The 15,795-nt window shown below is 61.5% G+C and carries 15 protein-coding genes; 14 read left to right on the top strand and 1 reads right to left on the bottom strand.

Going from position 1 to position 15,795, the window contains the following annotated elements:
- The first annotated feature begins 1 nt into the window (after position 1).
- From AAFN55_RS24160 to AAFN55_RS24100, 13 genes are all read left to right on the top strand, one after another.
- On the top strand, positions 2–811 hold the full coding sequence (locus AAFN55_RS24160) for an ABC transporter ATP-binding protein (RefSeq protein ID WP_347801558.1): 810 nt from the start codon (positions 2–4) through the stop codon (positions 809–811).
- Positions 811–1,653, top strand: coding sequence for an ABC transporter permease (locus AAFN55_RS24155; protein ID WP_347801557.1), 843 nt, complete (start codon positions 811–813; stop codon positions 1,651–1,653). Before AAFN55_RS24160 ends, AAFN55_RS24155 begins: the two co-directional genes overlap by 1 nt.
- A 36-nt stretch (positions 1,654–1,689) precedes the next feature.
- Positions 1,690–2,556 (top strand): TIM barrel protein, encoded by an 867-nt coding sequence (locus AAFN55_RS24150; RefSeq protein WP_347801556.1) that lies wholly within the window; start codon positions 1,690–1,692, stop codon positions 2,554–2,556.
- Positions 2,468–4,381 (top strand): AMP-binding protein, encoded by a 1,914-nt coding sequence (locus AAFN55_RS24145; RefSeq protein WP_347801555.1) that lies wholly within the window; start codon positions 2,468–2,470, stop codon positions 4,379–4,381. Before AAFN55_RS24150 ends, AAFN55_RS24145 begins: the two co-directional genes overlap by 89 nt.
- A complete protein-coding gene (locus AAFN55_RS24140; protein ID WP_347801554.1) occupies positions 4,378–5,217 on the top strand; it encodes an enoyl-CoA hydratase/isomerase family protein in 840 nt (279 codons plus the stop codon). The genes AAFN55_RS24145 and AAFN55_RS24140 overlap by 4 nt, the downstream gene beginning before the upstream one ends.
- 114 nt (positions 5,218–5,331) lie before the next feature.
- Positions 5,332–7,062: an energy-coupling factor transporter ATPase gene (locus tag AAFN55_RS24135; RefSeq protein WP_347801553.1), complete on the top strand. Its 1,731-nt coding sequence runs from the start codon at positions 5,332–5,334 to the stop codon at positions 7,060–7,062.
- Positions 7,059–7,838 (top strand): energy-coupling factor transporter transmembrane component T, encoded by a 780-nt coding sequence (locus tag AAFN55_RS24130; RefSeq protein ID WP_347801552.1) that lies wholly within the window; start codon positions 7,059–7,061, stop codon positions 7,836–7,838. Before AAFN55_RS24135 ends, AAFN55_RS24130 begins: the two co-directional genes overlap by 4 nt.
- Positions 7,839–7,880: 42 nt before the next feature.
- Positions 7,881–8,732, top strand: a complete 852-nt coding sequence (locus tag AAFN55_RS24125; protein WP_347801551.1) for a QueT transporter family protein — start codon at positions 7,881–7,883, stop codon at positions 8,730–8,732.
- A 22-nt stretch (positions 8,733–8,754) separates the two neighbouring features.
- Entirely contained in the window at positions 8,755–10,002 is a 1,248-nt protein-coding gene (locus tag AAFN55_RS24120; RefSeq protein ID WP_347801550.1) for a Tm-1-like ATP-binding domain-containing protein, read from the top strand.
- Positions 9,992–10,819 (top strand): phosphoenolpyruvate hydrolase family protein, encoded by an 828-nt coding sequence (locus tag AAFN55_RS24115; protein ID WP_347801549.1) that lies wholly within the window; start codon positions 9,992–9,994, stop codon positions 10,817–10,819. The genes AAFN55_RS24120 and AAFN55_RS24115 overlap by 11 nt, the downstream gene beginning before the upstream one ends.
- Positions 10,820–10,849: 30 nt before the next feature.
- A complete protein-coding gene (locus AAFN55_RS24110; RefSeq protein ID WP_347801548.1) occupies positions 10,850–11,722 on the top strand; it encodes a TIM barrel protein in 873 nt (290 codons plus the stop codon).
- Complete coding sequence (locus AAFN55_RS24105; protein WP_347801547.1) at positions 11,722–12,777, top strand: Gfo/Idh/MocA family oxidoreductase; 1,056 nt, start codon at positions 11,722–11,724, stop codon at positions 12,775–12,777. Before AAFN55_RS24110 ends, AAFN55_RS24105 begins: the two co-directional genes overlap by 1 nt.
- Positions 12,778–12,779: 2 nt before the next feature.
- A complete protein-coding gene (locus tag AAFN55_RS24100; RefSeq protein WP_347801546.1) occupies positions 12,780–13,163 on the top strand; it encodes a cupin domain-containing protein in 384 nt (127 codons plus the stop codon).
- A gap of 45 nt (positions 13,164–13,208) precedes the next feature.
- Here AAFN55_RS24100 and AAFN55_RS24095 read toward each other — a convergent pair whose 3' ends face one another.
- Entirely contained in the window at positions 13,209–13,886 is a 678-nt protein-coding gene (locus AAFN55_RS24095) for a GntR family transcriptional regulator (protein ID WP_347801545.1), read from the bottom strand.
- A 320-nt stretch (positions 13,887–14,206) separates the two neighbouring features.
- Between AAFN55_RS24095 and AAFN55_RS24090 the strand changes: the two genes are divergently transcribed.
- Positions 14,207–15,778 carry an ABC transporter substrate-binding protein gene (locus tag AAFN55_RS24090; RefSeq protein WP_347801544.1) on the top strand — a complete coding sequence of 524 codons (1,572 nt, stop codon included), beginning with the start codon at positions 14,207–14,209 and terminating at the stop codon, positions 15,776–15,778.
- Positions 15,779–15,795: the final 17 nt, after the last annotated feature.

Below are 15,795 nucleotides of genomic sequence, written 5' to 3'. Positions count from 1 at the left end.
CATGCAGCCTGCTTCGAGAAAGGACGTTCGCCCCGTCGCCCAACCAGAGACGGCCAAGGCAGTCGAGATTGCCGGCGTTTCCGTCCGCTTCACCACGGAACGCGGCACGGTGACGGCCCTCGACAACATCAATCTCGAGATCGCAGACGGCGGCTTCATGGTCTTGCTCGGTCCGTCGGGTTGCGGAAAGTCGACCCTGCTAAGAGTGATGGCGGATTTGATCGAGCCCAATACGGGGTCTGTCAAAGTTCTGGGCGCACCGCCATCCGCCGCCCGTCAGGGCCGGGACATCGGCTTCGTGTTTCAGGATTCCGCGCTTCTGCCCTGGCGGACCGTGCTGGAAAACGTGTCGCTGCCGCTGGAAGTTGGAGGTGGTGCCCGTCGTCCCGGAAGGTCGCCCCGCGAACTGCTCGAAATGGTTGGCCTCGCCGGCTGGGAAGGATCCTATCCGCACGAGCTTTCGGGCGGCATGCGCCAGCGCGTCTCGATCGCGCGTGCGCTCGTCGGCGATCCGAAACTTCTGTTGATGGATGAGCCGTTCGGCGCGCTGGACGAGATAACACGCGACCGGCTGAACGAGGAGTTGCTGCGGATATGGGAGCAGACCGGGATGACCGTCGTCTTCGTGACACACTCGATCTACGAAGCGACCTTTCTCGGCCGTGAGGTTCTTCTGCTCACCGCGAGGCCGGGCAGGACGCGCGAGCGGGTGACGCTCGACCTTCCCGAGCCCCGCAACGCGGCGTCGAAGGAAACGCCGCAATTCGTCAAGCACGCAGCCTATCTGCGCAAGGTGCTGGAAACCTGCTGATGAGCGATATAGCCCAAAGCCCCTCGCAAGCCGCTTTCGAATCCGACGATCAGGCGGCCGATCTTTTCCGTGCGAGAGCACGCCGCCTGACCATGCGCCGCCGTGTCCTGCCCGTCGTCACCATCCTTGTGCTGGTGCTGATCTGGGAGGCGGGAGTACGATATTTCGAGGTGCCGAACTTCATCGCGCCGGCTCCGAGCGCAGTCTTTGCCACGCTCTGGTCCCGTTTTCCGATGTTCATGGAGAACCTCGCTCCAACCGCGTTGCAGGCGCTGGCCGGTTATGTGATCGGCAATCTCGCCGCCGTCGCGGTTGCAACGACCTTCGTCTATCGCCCGACTGCCGAGGAGGCTTTCTTTCCGCTCGCCGTGATGATGAACACCGTGCCGACGGTCGCCAAAGCACCGATACTCGTGCTTCTCCTTGGGAATGGAATGGAGCCGAAGGTCGCGATCGCCGCGTTGATATGCTTCTTTCCGACGCTGGTGAACATGACGCGCGGCCTGCGCGCGGTATCCAGCCAGCAACTCGAGCTGATGCGTATCCTCTCGGCCTCCGAGCGGGAGGTGTTCACCAAGCTGCGGCTAAAAAACGCGATGCCGTACCTCTTCGCGGCCTTGAAGATCACGGCGCCGTCAGCGGTGATCGGCTCAATCGTGGCGGAATGGATCGGCAGCACGCGCGGCATAGGCGCGCTCATCATCGAGGCGACCTACAACTACGATTCCGTCCTGCTCTACGCGACTATCATCGTCGGGGCGACCTTCTCGGCCGCCTTCTTCGGCGTGGTCAGCCTGTTCGAACGCCACTTCCTCAAGTGGAACGACCGCGCCAACCAATAGCTCCCATTCATCAATGCCCGTCAATGGAGACAACCGATGTCGCAACTAACCATGCTGAGTTCGATGGCCGATCAGGACTTCACGGCATCGCTGCGCAAGCATGTCGAATGGAATATCGAATGGCTCGACCTGCGTGACGCCATCTATGGAAAGCGGCTGTTCGCCCTGAGCGAAGAGGAGTCGCGGCAGGCGAAAGCCGAGATCGATGCGGCAGGGCTCAAGGTCTACTGCTTCTCGACGGCCATCTTCCTCGATGACATCGAAAACGGCGAGGCGCATTTCCGCGAGCGCCATCTGGAGCAGTTGCAGACTATCCTTCCCGCGGCCCGCATCATCCAGCCGAAGATCATCCGTGTTCTGGCGGCGTCGATGAGTGGCCGCGAAGACGGCCGCAGTTCGATGGAGACGATCTCCGATCGTCACCCATGGGTCATCGATGTGTATCGCGAGGCGGTCGATCGCATCGCCGACGCCGGGTTCCAGCCAACCATCGAGAACGAGGCGAAGGGTTGCTTCCTCGCCGACCCGGACGAATTCCACGACTTCTTCAATCGGCTTGACCGCAAAGACGTCGGCCTGACCTGGGACGTCCAGAATCATTGGGCAAACGGTGTCTTTCCATCGCTCGAAGTCTATAACCGCTTGAAGCCGCTGATGCGCTACTATCACGCCAAGGGCGGGCGGGCCGGCGATGACGGCCGCACGCTGGCGTGGAACGTTGCCCTTGAGGAGGCGAGCTGGCCGGTGGTCGAGATCACCCGGCAGGTAGTCGCCGACGGTGTCTCGCCGGTGATCTGCCTCAACCCACCGCAACATGGCGACTATGTCGACGGCTACGACTACGGGGCCGTCGCCAAGCGCGATCTCGATTTCCTGCGCGCCCGCGTCACCGGCCTCTCGTAACGTGAGGACATGGCCACAACGCGTCGGTGAACGGCAGGACGACATAAGGGCCCTGCCGTCCCGACTTCCAGGGTTCGCACCCCCAGCCCTCGACATCCGCCACCTCAGCGATGGTGAGATCGGACTGCGCTCGCCGATCCCGTTTCCCGATCATGTTGAGTTGCTGACTGCTCGCATGCGCGTATGGGCTTCAAGCCGCCCGGCCCATCCGATGATCGCCGAGCGTTCGCCGAGTGGCTGGAACAGTGTTGCCTACGGCCAAGCCTGGGAAAGGACGGGAGCAATCGCCGAGGGGCTGCTGAGTCTTGGGCTCGGCGCTGACCGACCCCTGTTGATTGGCGGGGAACCATCTGTCGATCAGGCGCTGTTGCGGTTTGCTGCGTTGCGTGCCGGCGTCCCTTTCGTGCCCCTCTCACCGGCCCTTTTTCGACATGGCGCACACGAACGGCTGAAACAGATCGCCGGTGTCGTGCGGCCGGGCCTTCTGGTTCTTTCCCGAGCATGCCTCGATGGCTGTTCGCCCGATCTTTGGGCTGCTGAGGTCGAGACCCGCGTGTTCGGCACGCCGTCCTTCGATGCTCTTGCGAAAACCGGGCTGTCGAGACTGCCGGTCGCCGAACGGGCGATCGGCCTCGATGACCTCGCCGCAATATTTCTGACATCCGGTTCCACCGGAATGCCCAAGATGGTGATGGTCACCCACAGGATGATCTCCGCCAACCAGATCGGCTACGAGCTTGTGTGGCCGTGGCTGACCGAGGGCCCGCCGGTGATCCTCGACTGGCTGCCATGGCACCACACCTTCGGCGGCAACGACAATCTCCACAAGGCGATCTGGCACGGTGGGACCTACCACATCGACAACGGACACCCCGCCGACCCGCAGGGCGTGGCGCGCACCGTCCGCAACATCATCGACATCGCGCCGACCGTTCATCTCAACGTGCCCAAAGGTCTGGCCGCGATCGTCGGAATGCTGGAAAGCGACGCGCAGTTTCGCGCCCGCTTCTTTGAGCGGCTGCGGGTCATCTTCTTCGCCGGCGCGGGGCTTAGCCCGCACATCTGGAACCGGCTGCGGAAACTCGTCGCAGAGGTTAACGACGCGCGACCGCACCCTGTCGCGCTGGTGTCCGGCTACGGCTCCACCGAGACAGGCTCGACCGTTTCCCTCGTTCATTTCGAGATAGACCACCCGCACCTCGTCGGTCTCCCGCTTCCCGGCCTCGATCTGCGGCTAGTGCCCGAAGGCGACAAGACAGAACTGCGCGTCCGCGGAGCCAACGTGACACCGGGCTACTGGAAGGACCCCGAGCGGACGACGGCGGCGTTTGATGCGCAGGGCTATTTTCGGACGGGCGATGCGATGAAACTGACGCGCCGTGGCGACCCGGTGATCTCGCTGATCTTCGACGGGCGCGTCGCGGATGATTTCAAGCTTTCGAATGGAAGCTGGGTCTCGGTCGGCCCGCTGCGCCTGGCACTCCTGGCTCGCCTCGGGGACGCCGTCACCGACATCCTCGTCACCACCGATGGCGACCGCCTCGGACTGGTGGTGATGGGATCGCACGATTCTGCCGCGCTCACCCGGATCACCAGCGGGCTGCGCGCTCACAACGCGGCATCCCCCGCATCGACCACGCGGATAGCCCGGGCGATCTGCGACGCCCGCCCTCTGTCTCCGGCCCTGGGCGAAATCAACGACAAAGGGCAGGCAAACATGCGGCTCGCGCTGCAGAACCGTACGCCGCTCGTAGCAGACCTCTTCGCCGATCCGGTGCGGACCGGCGTCATCGATCTCACCCAAGACCGCAGGAAAGCCCCATGACCTACAACACGATCCTGTTCGAGCGCGATGCGACCGACGCCTTCGCCACGATCACGCTCAACCGGCCGGACAAGCTCAACGCCATGGATGGCGAATTGCTCGATGAACTGGATGCGGCTGTCCGCCGGGCGGTCGCCGATCCCGCCATCAATGCGCTGATCATCACGGGGTCCGGACGCGCATTCACCACGGGCTACGATCTCAATTCCGACGATTTCGAACTCGACGTGGAAGGTTGGCGCGACAACATTGCCGCCAATTGCGAGAGGCTCCTGACGATCTGGCAGGCACCGATACCCATCGTCGCCGCCGTAAACGGGTATGCGCTGGCGGGCGGGCTGGAGTTGATGATGTGCTGTGATCTGGCGGTCGCGGCCGAGGATGCGCGCTTTGGCGAACCCGAAGTGCGCCATGCATCTGCGCCGCCTTCGCTTGCGATGCCGTGGCTGGTGCCCATGCGTCACACGCGCATGCTTATGTACACGGGCGATCTGATCGATGCGCGGGAGGCTCATCGCATCCATCTCGTGAACAGCGTCGTGCCCGCCCAGGACCTCAAGCGGGTGACGGAAGCGCTCGCGAGAAAATTGGCCCGCATGCCGTTGCCGGCAATCAAATTCGCCAAGGCCGCGCTCAACCATCAGCAGCTTGCCGCAGGGTTCCAGACCTCCTTCGACTTCAATCGCGAGACGACCGCGACACTCCACGCCACCAATGAGGGGCGGCGTTGGATGCGGATGCTGAAGGAAATGCCGCTCTCGCAGTTCCTGAAAATCCGCGAAGAGCCTTTTGCAGATCTCGATCGCGCCCAGGCCACCGAAACCCGGAAAGGCTGATTTCATTTTTCCCGGGAAATCGGGATCATGGGATTTGCATTATGTTGTATCTGGTATACAATATTTCCAACGATAAGATGACGGGAACTAGCCGCGACGATTTTGGGAGGCTTCATGACTGGAAACGCAGTGCAACCCGACCCGGAGGTTGCTGTCCGCATCAGCAATCTGAGTTTCAGTTATCGGGGCGCTGCCGAGCTGGCGCTCGATGATCTGACGCTGGATATCAGACCGGGTGAGTTCGTGGTCATCATGGGACCGTCGGGAGCCGGGAAGAGCACGCTGTGCCAGACGTTCAATGGCCTTATTCCACACCTGACGCGCGGACAGATGCATGGGACCGTTCAAATTGCCGGCAATTCGACCCTTGAGAGCACGGTCGGCGCAATGGCGCGCCATGTCGGCATGGTCTTTCAGGATTTCGAGGCGCAGCTCTTTTCCACCAACGTGACGCTGGAGGTGGCGTTCGCTCCCGAGAACTTCGGCATGGACCGCGCCGAGATCAGGCGGCGGGTGGTCAAGTCTCTCGATGAGGTGCATCTGACCGGCTTCGAGAAGCGCCAGCCCGCCACGCTGTCCGGCGGACAGAAGCAGCGTCTCGCCATCGCCTCCGTGCTGGCTTCCAGCCCTTCCGTCATCTGCCTCGACGAGCCTACCACCGACCTGGATCCTGTCGGCAAGCAGGAAGTGTTCGAGATCGCCAACAAGCTGTGCAGCCAGAATGTCACGCTTGTCGTGGTCGAGCACGAAACGCCGGAAGCACTCATGGCGACGCGCGTGATCCTGATGTGCGACGGTCGCGTGCTTGAAGACGGGCCTGCCGAGCAGGTGCTGCGCAAGGTCGAGCTGTTCCGCCGCATCCGGGCGATGCCCCTGCAAATCCCGGATCTGTTTTCAAGTCTCGGTTATGAAGCCGATGATCGGCCGCTGACGGTAGAGGCAGGCGTGGCGGAATACGAAAAGGGCAGCCTGCGAATCGACGCTGCGCGTCTGGGCGCACGTCTGACGCTCGAGCATGTCCGCCAGGAGAGCTATGGCGAGCCGGTGGTCGAGATCGCCGGATTGTCGCATCGCTACGATACGGGCCTTGTGGCGGTAAAGGACGTCTCCTGCACGATCCGTCGCGGCGAGTTCATCGCCGTCCTTGGTCAGAACGGCTCCGGCAAGACAACGATGATCAAGCATCTGAACGGCCTGCTTCGACCGTCACAGGGGAAGGTAGCCGTTGTCGGGCTCGATACCGCCACGTCGAGCGTGCTCGAGCTTGGCGCCCACATCGGCTACGTCTTCCAGAACCCGGACCATCAGATATTTTCCGATACGGTCTTCGACGAGATCGCCTTCGGCCTGCGCAAGCGCAAATTCGCCGAAGACGTCATCGCCGAGCGGGTCACCGAGGCGCTGCGTTCCGTGGGGCTCGAAGGGTTCGAGGCCGAGGACCCGTTTGCGCTCACCAAGGGGCAGCGCCAGCGGGTCGCGGTGGCCTCGGTGCTGGCGATACGGCCAGAGGTTCTGATCCTCGACGAGCCCACGACAGGCCTCGACTATCACGAGCAGCGTGGAATGATGGAAATGATCAAGGGCCTCAACGAGGCCGGTTCGACCATCATCATCGTCACCCACGCCATGTGGGTGGTGTGCGAGTTCGCCCATCGCGTCCTGGTCATGAAGGATGGCTGCCTCGTCAAGGACGGGGCGACGCGAGAGGTCTTCGCCCAGGAGCATGACCTAAGTGACGTGGCGCTGCGTCCACCCCCGATCGTCTCGCTTGGCAATCGGCTGGGGCACACGGTGCTGACGGTGGAGGAAATGCGTGCGGTGACCGAGGGAGGAGCGGCGCGATGAACGTCTACCTCTATCTCGACCGCGACACCTTCATGCACCGTCTCGATCCGCGCACGAAGGTGATCCTCCTGCTGGTCAGCTTCATCCTGGCCTTCGCCTTCGACGATCCGGTCTATACGTTCGGCGTGCTCGTCGTCGAACTGATCGTCGTCACGCTCGCGGGTGCCTGGGCGAATGTTCGCCGCCTCTGGAAACTCCTTGTCATCATCGCGGTGGTTACCGCAGCTTTGTTCGCGGTTTCGACGCCCGGAGAGACTCCGCTTTTCTGGATCGTCGAGCGCGAAAGCCTCCTCTACGGCCTGTCCGTGGCGTTCAGACTGAACATCCTCATCATCGCCGGTCTCGTCTTCCTGTCGACTACCTCCAACGAGGAGATCGCGCTGGCTCTGGTGCGCTTCGGAGTGCCCTACCGCATCAGCTTCGCGGTCTCGACCGCGCTGAGGCTCGTGCCGACGATCCTGGGCACGGCATTGGTCATCACGCAGGCCCAGCGATCGCGCGGCCACGACGTCGATTCGGGAAGCATATTCGCCCGCATCCGCAAGTTCACGCCGATCGTCATTCCGATCTTCGTGTCGTCCATCCGGTCGACACAGATCTTCGCCATGGCGCTTGAATCGAAGGGCTTCAACGCCGGTGGCGAACGCACGTTCTTCCTCAATCCGCGCTTTGGCCGGATCGATGCGGTGACTGTCGCCGTCAGCGTGCTCGTACTGGCGATTGCTTTCTGGCTTCGTTTCTCGGGCCTGGGAGGGCTCGAGGGTTTCTATGGGTAGCGTCAATACAAAATCAAAAAGTCGAAACAGGGGACAATTGAAATGACCGAAGTCTTCACAATGTGGCGTCACACGAACATGATCGTGCTGACCGCACTCTGCGCGGCGATCTACGCGGCGGTACTGATCCCATTCCAAAGCATTCCAATTATTCCGGGCCACGTCTCGTTCCGCATCGCCGGGGTCCTGCCGATCGCGCTGGGACTGATGTTCGGTCCCGCCGGCGCCTGGGGCGCGGCGATCGGCAATCTGATCGGCGATTTCTTCGGCACCCTCAGCCCGGGTGCTGTCGGCGGCTTCGTTTCGAACTTCATGACCGCGTTCATGGCCTACAAGCTGTGGAGCGTCCTGAGCCCGGCCAATGATCTGGATGTCTCGCTGAACTCCTTCCAAAAGCTGGTTCGCTTCGAGACCATCGCCGTCCTGAAGGCGTTCGGCACTGTCGTGATGCTGACCTGGTGGGTCTGCCTCCTGCTGCGGCTGGCGCCGCCGCATGCCTATGCGACCGCCGTCCTGATCAGCAACCTCGTGGCACCAGTCATCGGAGGCCCCTTCGTTCTGAAGATTCTGCAGCCGCGGATCAAGAAGTGGGGCCTGCTGTGGACCGACATCATGAAGCCGGAGGAAGTCTCGGCTGGCTTCATGCCTAAGCTCGGCCTGATCTTCCTCGTCATCGGTTCGCTGGGCGGTGGCGCGGCGCTGTTCTGGTCGCTGTTCATGTCCGGTCTGAATGTCGGCGATCCGATCGTCCGGTTCCTCCCCTTACCGTTCATCATCCTCCAGATCCTGGGCGCCATCATGATCGGTGCGCGTAACCAGATCGAGGCGGCGCAGCATGAGGATCGACTGGCAGCGAATGCGGCACCGGCAATGCCGCGCCCGAACTCTGCCTGAATTGGAAATGGAGGAGAAGAACATGCCCAATGTAGTCCTGCTGGGTACGCTTGATACCAAGGGCGTGGAATACGACTTTCTCCGGCGCGCATTGTCGCGCCGGGGGATCGATACGACACTTATCGACGCCGGGGTACTGGGCCGGCCGCCCTTCGATCCCGACGTGGAACGGGGTGCAGTCGCCAAGGCCGGAGGTGGTGATGTCGCGGCGCTTATCGCGGGAAACGACCGGGGTGCCGCCGTCGAAATCATGAGCAAGGGAGCGACGGAGATCATTCGCGGACTTCATGAAGCCGGCAAGCTCGACGGCATTCTGGGTCTGGGTGGAACGGGCGGTACGACGTTGATCACCGCGGCAATGCGCGGCCTGCCCGTCGGCGTGCCAAAACTCATGGTCTCGACCGTCGCGTCGGGTGACACGCGCGACTATGTTGGCGCGACCGATATCACCATGATGTATTCGGTGGTGGACATCGCCGGCATCAACAAGATCTCCCGCCGCATCCTCGACAATGCCGCCGGCGCCATCGCCGGCATGGTTGCGCAGGATCATGAAGGCGAGCAGGAGGATGGCGAGCAAAAGTCATTGATCGGCGCGACCATGTTCGGCGTGACGACACCGTGCGTGCAAAGAGCGCGCGAGCGGCTGGAAGAGAAGGGCTATGAAGTCCTCGTCTTCCACGCCACTGGAACCGGAGGTCAGTCGATGGAGGCGCTCGTCGCGGCCGACTTGCTGACGGCGGTGCTCGACGTGACGACGACGGAACTGGCCGACGAACTTGTCGGCGGCGTCTTTTCCGCGGGGCCTGACCGGCTGACCGCAGCGGCAAAGGCTGGGGTGCCGCAGGTCGTCAGCCTGGGCGCTCTCGACATGGTCAATTTCGGCGGCTGGGACACGGTTCCCAACAAGTTTCGCGACCGTAATCTCTACAAGCACAATGCGTCGATCACCTTGATGCGCACCACGCCGCAGGAATGTGCCGAACTTGGCAAACGGCTTGCCCAACGGCTTTCGGACGGCAGCGGCCCACGGATCGTGCTCGTTCCTCTGAAAGGCATCTCGCTGATCGCGACCGAGGGGCAGCCGTTCCACGATCCGGCGGCGGACGCCGCCCTGATCGGAGCGCTGAAGGACAATCTGGCGCCTGAAGTCACGCTTCGCGAATACGACATGGACATCAACGATCCAGCCTTTGCCGACGCCCTCGTCGATGCGCTGGAGGAGGTAGTCGCCATCAAGACATTGGAAGGAAGCAAGAATGGTCGATAGAAATACCGCGCTCGGTCGGCTGCGCCGGCAGATCGCCGAGAAGCGACCCATCGTGGGCGCGGGTGCCGGAACGGGCCTTTCCGCAAAATGTGCGGAGGCAGGCGGCGCCGACCTCATCATCATCTACAATTCCGGCCGCTACCGGATGGCTGGGCGTGGATCGCTTGCAGGGTTGATGCCTTACGGCGACGCCAATGCGATCGTCATGGAGATGGCTGGCGAGGTGCTGACCATCGTCAAGGACACGCCGGTTCTCGCAGGCGTCTGCGGCACCGACCCGTTCCGGCGCATGCCCGTGTTTCTGCGGCAGATCGCTGACGCCGGTTTCACGGGCGTCCAGAATTTTCCGACGGTCGGCCTGATCGACGGGACGTTCCGTCAGAACCTGGAGGAGACCGGCATGGGCTTCGATCTCGAGATCGAGATGATCGCGATGGCGCACCAGGTCGGGCTGATGACCTCGCCCTATGTCTTCGACCCTGATCAGGCGGTCGCCATGACCAGGGCGGGCGCCGACGTGATCGTCGCCCATATGGGATTGACGACGTCCGGTTCGATCGGCGCGCACACGGCGCTGACGCTTGAGGAATCCGTCGAGCGCGTACAGGCGATCCGGGACGCCGCACATGCGGTGCGCGATGATGTGATCGTCCTTTGCCATGGCGGCCCGATCGCCTCGCCTGCCGATTCAGCCTTCGTGCTGCAGCGGACGAAGGGCGTTGTCGGCTTTTTCGGCGCGTCGAGCATGGAGCGCCTGCCGACCGAGATCGCCATCACCGAGAACATGAGGGAATTCAAGGCGGTTACGTTCGCCTGACAAAGAGTTCGATTAAGGAAAGGAAGTTTAGTGACCAGTCAATTGACGATACTGAATTCGATGGCGGATCCCGATTTCGATCGCGCCCTGCAAATCCATCGCGACTGGGGCCTGCATTGGCTGGATCTGCGTGACGGCATCTACGGCAACTGGGTCGCCGCGCTCGACATCGAGACCGCGAAACGCGCCAAGGAGGCCATCGACAAGAATGGTCTCGACGTCTTCTGCATGTCGACCAGCACGTTCTTTGAAGAGGTGGAAAAAGGCGAGGCACTCTTCCGCGAGAAGCACCTCGGCAAACTCACCCATCTGATCGAGCTGGGGAAGATTTTCCAGCCGACGGTGCTCCGTCTCATCGCGGCGCAGCTCCCTTCGCGTCAGGAAGGCGAAAACTCCATCGAGCTCATCAAGAGCAAATATCCTTGGGTATTCGACGTCTATCGCGAGGCGATCGACCGCGTCGTCGATGCGGGATTGCGACCGACCATCGAGAACGAAGCGTTCAAATGCATGCTGTCGCAAGCCGACGAAATGGTCGAGTTCTTCGCGGAGCTCGATCGCTCAGACAGCGTGGCGCTGACATGGGATGTCCAGAACCAGTGGGCAACGGGCGTGTTCCCGACGGTCGAGGTTTACGAAACGCTGAAGCCGCTGATCCAATATTACCACGTTAAAGGCGGCCAGCACGAAGGCGACAGCAAGGCGCTGCGCTGGAACGTCGCCCTGGAAGACGCGCACTGGCCGGTCGTCGAGATCACCAAGCGGGTCGTCGCCGACGGTGTCTCGCCGGTGATCTGCATAAACCCCACGCAGCATGGCGAGAACAAGCCGGACTACGACTACTCGACCGTCGTCAAGCGTGACATCGATTTTCTTCGCAGCCAGGTACCCGGAGTCGAATAATGGACTATCAGAGAGATGCCCAGCGCCGCATCCGTGTCGGCATCGTCGGCGCGGGTTCGCACAGCTACCGCAACATTTTCCCTACCCTCACCTATCTGCCTCTGGAACTCGTCGCTGTCGCCGACATCGATGCGGATCGCGCTGCGCAGACCGCAAAGCAGTACGGCGCGACGTCGAGCTACACGTCGGCTCAGGAGATGTATGAGAAGGCGGATATCGAGGCCGTCATCCTGTGCGTTTCCCCGCAGATGCATCCATCCTTGACTGTGGACGCCTTCAAGGCGGGCCTGCACGTCTGGATGGAGAAGCCTGCCGCCATGGTCGCGGAAGAGGTCGAGACGATGATCGCAGCCCAAGGCGATCGGGTCTGTGTTGTGGGATACAAGAAAGCCTTCATGCCCGCGGTGCGCAAGGCTGTCGAATTGCTGGCCATGGACGACGTCGGACCGCTACGCAGCATCGTCGGCATGTATCCGATGTCCATTCCGGAGAACGGACGCAAGGTTCTCGACGACCGCGAAGCGACGAACTGGCTTGCGAATGGCTGCCATCCGCTTGCGGTCTTTCTGGAACTCGGAGGCGACGTGGCGAGCGTTACCACACACCGTGGTCGCCATGGGGGCGGAGCGCTGATCATCGAACATACGAGCGGCGCCGTCAGCAACCTGCATCTTGCCCAGGGCGCTCCCATGTTTCAGCCCTTCGAGCGCTACACGATCTATGCCAATTCCCAATCGATCGAAATCGAGAACTCGCGCCGCATCAGCTACCAGCGTGGCATCGATTTCAAATATGCGACGGGGACCTCCTTCGCGCCTCCCGGCCTGACCGGCGGTGCGATCGTCTGGGAAGCGCAGGACGGGCTGAACACCCTCGAAAACAAAGCCGTCTTCACGCAGGGTCTTCATGGCGAGTTGCAGCATTTCTGCGACTCGATCCTCGATGGGCGCCCCGCCACGATCGGCTCACTCGCCTTCGCGCTGAAACTCACCCGTGTGTACGAAGCCGCGCTTCTGTCCGCGGGCGACAGCGTCTCTATCAAACAGGACATCTGACAATGAGCATTGAAGACAAGGTAAGCCGGTGGTCGAACCACGATGTGGATATCACGTCGTGGGGGAAACTGGTCTGGCAGGTTTCGGCGGATCGGAAGAACTCGGAAAATCTCACCGTCGGGATTTGCTACATCGACCCTGGCAAGGCCAATGGCCGTCACTATCATCCCAATTGCGAGGAAGTCCTCACCGTCGTGCGCGGCCGCATCGTCCATACCTGGGAGAACGAAGAGATCGAGATGCAGCAGGGTGACTCCATAACCGTCCCCCCCGGTATCGTCCACAACGCACGAAATATCGGAGACGAAGTGGCGGAACTGGGAATCTGCTTTTCAAGCGCCTATCGCGACACGGTGTCGATGGAAACCGGGGGCGAAGTCGCCTGATATCCGACACGATCAAGGCGCCGTTCCCCGAGGACGGCGCCTTTTTTACTCCGGCAACTGCGTCGATACCGCGGCGCGAGCATGCTCGATATGCTCGCGCATATGACGTGCCCCCGCCTCCCCATCCTTGTCCCTGAAAGCCTGGAGAACCGCGTTGCGCTCGCCGATCGTGCGTTGCGGCAGGTCGGGCGCATCATTGGCGTAGTGGCGGGCCAACTGAACCTGGAGACGCAAATTCTCAAGACAATCGATCAGCGTCTCGTTGCGTGAAAACCGGGCGATGGATTCGTGAAACTCCTGATCGAGCTTTTCGAACGCGATCCGGTCGTCGGCGTCGAAAGCGGCGTGACACCGCCGGATCGTATCAGCGAGTTCGTCAACGTCGGCAGGCGTCGCACGGGCCACCGCAAGATGGACAGCGAGGCTCTCCAATTCGATCCTAACCTCATACAGATCCTTGATCTGCTCGGAAGTGAAGGTGCGGACGAAGTTCCCCTGATAGGGCCGCCGTTCAACAATCCCTTCGGTGGCGAGGCGGCCTATCGCCTCGCGGATTGGCGTTCGGCTGATCTTCATGCGTTCGGCGAGCACGCGCTCGTCGAGGCGCTCGCCGAAGCCGAGATGGCCGGAAAGAATAAGGCCGCAGAGACGATCATATGCTCTCTGGTTGATCGTCTGAGTGGGGATCGTCATGTCGATCGCGTTGTGATCGATGCCTGTCATTTGTGCATTTCCATATTTGAGGCTTAGCCATAACCGAGAGGGACACAATATACCAGACGCCCGAATGTATCTTGCCCGTCATGGTTGCGCGCTGCAACCGCTCCATGAGCCCAGAAGACTACGGCGCAGGACTGTCTTTGGCGCTTGGCCGAACGATTTTACATTCAGTCGCTTGACCCTACTTCTCGGTTGGTGTTTGGTATACCAAATAAAAAGAAAAGGGAACAGCGCGCAAGCGACCACCTGCGATGCGGTTGGGCATCTTTCGCCTGATGTCGGTTTCCGGCGCTGTCGCCGGCAAAAATGGGAACAGAATTACCATGTTCAAATCGGTCCGCAGCCTCCTGGCACTCTCCGTCCTTTCCGCGACTTGCATCCACGCTGGCGCGCAATCGGCGGAACCCACGCCCGGCGGCACTGTCATCATGGCCCTCGACGCAGACCCGGATTCGCTGAGTGGCGCCGAAGGCGGACGTTACGGAGCGGAAGACGTGAAGGCCAAGATCTACGAAGGTCTAGTCTGGCTCGACGGTGAATCCATGCCTCAGCCGGCTCTCGCGTCCGAGTGGACGATTTCCGGCGACGGACAAACCTATACGTTTACACTGCGCGACGGCGTCAAGTGGCATGACGGTGAGAACCTGACCAGCGCCGACGTCAAATTCACCTTCGACGAGGCTTTGTCGCAATACCACCCGCGTGCCGCGAACATGATCCGCCGTGTGGAATTGCAAGTCGAGGCTCCCGACGACAACACCGTCATATTCAAGCTGAAACAGCCTTATGCGCCATTCCTGACGCAGTTGTCAGTGATGGATGCGCCCATCATCCCCGAGCACATCTATGCCGGCACCGATATCAGGACGAACCCGGCCAACGACCGGCCTATCGGCACGGGACCATTCGTGTTTTCCGGGTGGGAACGCGGCCTGAGCATCACGCTCGACCGAAATCCCGACTATTGGGATGCGCCGAAACCCTATCTCGATCGCATCATCTATCAAATCATTCCCCAGCCTGCCGGGCGCGTTGCCGCGATGGAGACCGGTGAGGTCGATTTCGCAGCCGACTACTATCTTCCCAAGACTGACCTGCCGCGCCTGATGGACAGCGGGCAATTCACCGTGCGCGAAGGCGGCAGCCTGCCGGCCTTCTACCTCGCGATGATGAACCTCAACGGCCCCGTGTTCGACAAGCAGGAAGCCCGCCAGGCCATGGCCTTCGCTCTCGACCGTTCACGCATGGCAATGCAGGTGATGAACCGCTTCGGGCGGCCGGGGATCGGCGCTTTCAGCGATGGCTTCCGCTGGATGCTCAATGAAGAGGTCAACTATTCGACGCTCTATCCCCTCGATCCTGAAAAGGCGAAGGAGTTGCTGGCCGAGGCGGGAATCGAGCCCGGCACCGAGGTCCGCGTGCTTTACGAAGCAACGCGTCCGCAACTCGTAACCACGGCGCAGCTCATTCGCGAGGGATTGGTGGCGGTCGGGCTCCAGCCGATTCTGGAACCTGTCGAGAATACAGTTCTGGTCCAGCGTATTTATGAGCGGCGTGACTTCGACATGGCGATCCTGTCGTATTTTTCCAGCGGCGACCCGGCCATCGGTTACCATCGGCTCTATCTCACCAACACCGAGAACGCGATCAACACGAACGGATCGGGTTACTCCAATCCCAAGGTCGATGAACTGCTCAACGAAGCGACCGCCGAACTCGACCGCGAAAAGCGCGGCGAAATCTATCGCGACGTACAGCTCATCCTCGATCAGGAATTGCCGTCCCTGAATCTTTTCGAAGGGCAAGGCGCCGATCTCGCCGCTCCATCGCTGCAGGGGCTCTTCACCTCCATCGACGCGCGGGCCCGCTGGGGCGACGTGTGGGTAAAACAGTGATCGTGGAGTGGTCGTCC

The organism is Mesorhizobium sp. CAU 1732 (assembly GCF_039888675.1).
Lineage (GTDB): Bacteria > Pseudomonadota > Alphaproteobacteria > Rhizobiales > Rhizobiaceae > Aerobium.
This window is presented reverse-complemented; position numbering and strand designations above follow the sequence as displayed.

What these genes read in the sequence shown, in the direction of transcription:
- AAFN55_RS24160 (WP_347801558.1), top strand. Translation starts at nt 2, where the DNA reads ATGCAGCCTGCTTCGAGAAAGGACGTTCGCCCCGTCGCCCAACCAGAG.
- AAFN55_RS24155 (WP_347801557.1), top strand. Translation starts at nt 811, where the DNA reads ATGAGCGATATAGCCCAAAGCCCCTCGCAAGCCGCTTTCGAATCCGAC.
- AAFN55_RS24150 (WP_347801556.1), top strand. Translation starts at nt 1,690, where the DNA reads ATGTCGCAACTAACCATGCTGAGTTCGATGGCCGATCAGGACTTCACG.
- AAFN55_RS24145 (WP_347801555.1), top strand. Translation starts at nt 2,468, where the DNA reads ATGGCGACTATGTCGACGGCTACGACTACGGGGCCGTCGCCAAGCGCG.
- AAFN55_RS24140 (WP_347801554.1), top strand. Translation starts at nt 4,378, where the DNA reads ATGACCTACAACACGATCCTGTTCGAGCGCGATGCGACCGACGCCTTC.
- AAFN55_RS24135 (WP_347801553.1), top strand. Translation starts at nt 5,332, where the DNA reads ATGACTGGAAACGCAGTGCAACCCGACCCGGAGGTTGCTGTCCGCATC.
- AAFN55_RS24130 (WP_347801552.1), top strand. Translation starts at nt 7,059, where the DNA reads ATGAACGTCTACCTCTATCTCGACCGCGACACCTTCATGCACCGTCTC.
- AAFN55_RS24125 (WP_347801551.1), top strand. Translation starts at nt 7,881, where the DNA reads ATGACCGAAGTCTTCACAATGTGGCGTCACACGAACATGATCGTGCTG.
- AAFN55_RS24120 (WP_347801550.1), top strand. Translation starts at nt 8,755, where the DNA reads ATGCCCAATGTAGTCCTGCTGGGTACGCTTGATACCAAGGGCGTGGAA.
- AAFN55_RS24115 (WP_347801549.1), top strand. Translation starts at nt 9,992, where the DNA reads ATGGTCGATAGAAATACCGCGCTCGGTCGGCTGCGCCGGCAGATCGCC.
- AAFN55_RS24105 (WP_347801547.1), top strand. Translation starts at nt 11,722, where the DNA reads ATGGACTATCAGAGAGATGCCCAGCGCCGCATCCGTGTCGGCATCGTC.
- AAFN55_RS24100 (WP_347801546.1), top strand. Translation starts at nt 12,780, where the DNA reads ATGAGCATTGAAGACAAGGTAAGCCGGTGGTCGAACCACGATGTGGAT.
- AAFN55_RS24095 (WP_347801545.1), bottom strand. Translation starts at nt 13,886, where the DNA reads ATGACAGGCATCGATCACAACGCGATCGACATGACGATCCCCACTCAG.
- AAFN55_RS24090 (WP_347801544.1), top strand. Translation starts at nt 14,207, where the DNA reads ATGTTCAAATCGGTCCGCAGCCTCCTGGCACTCTCCGTCCTTTCCGCG.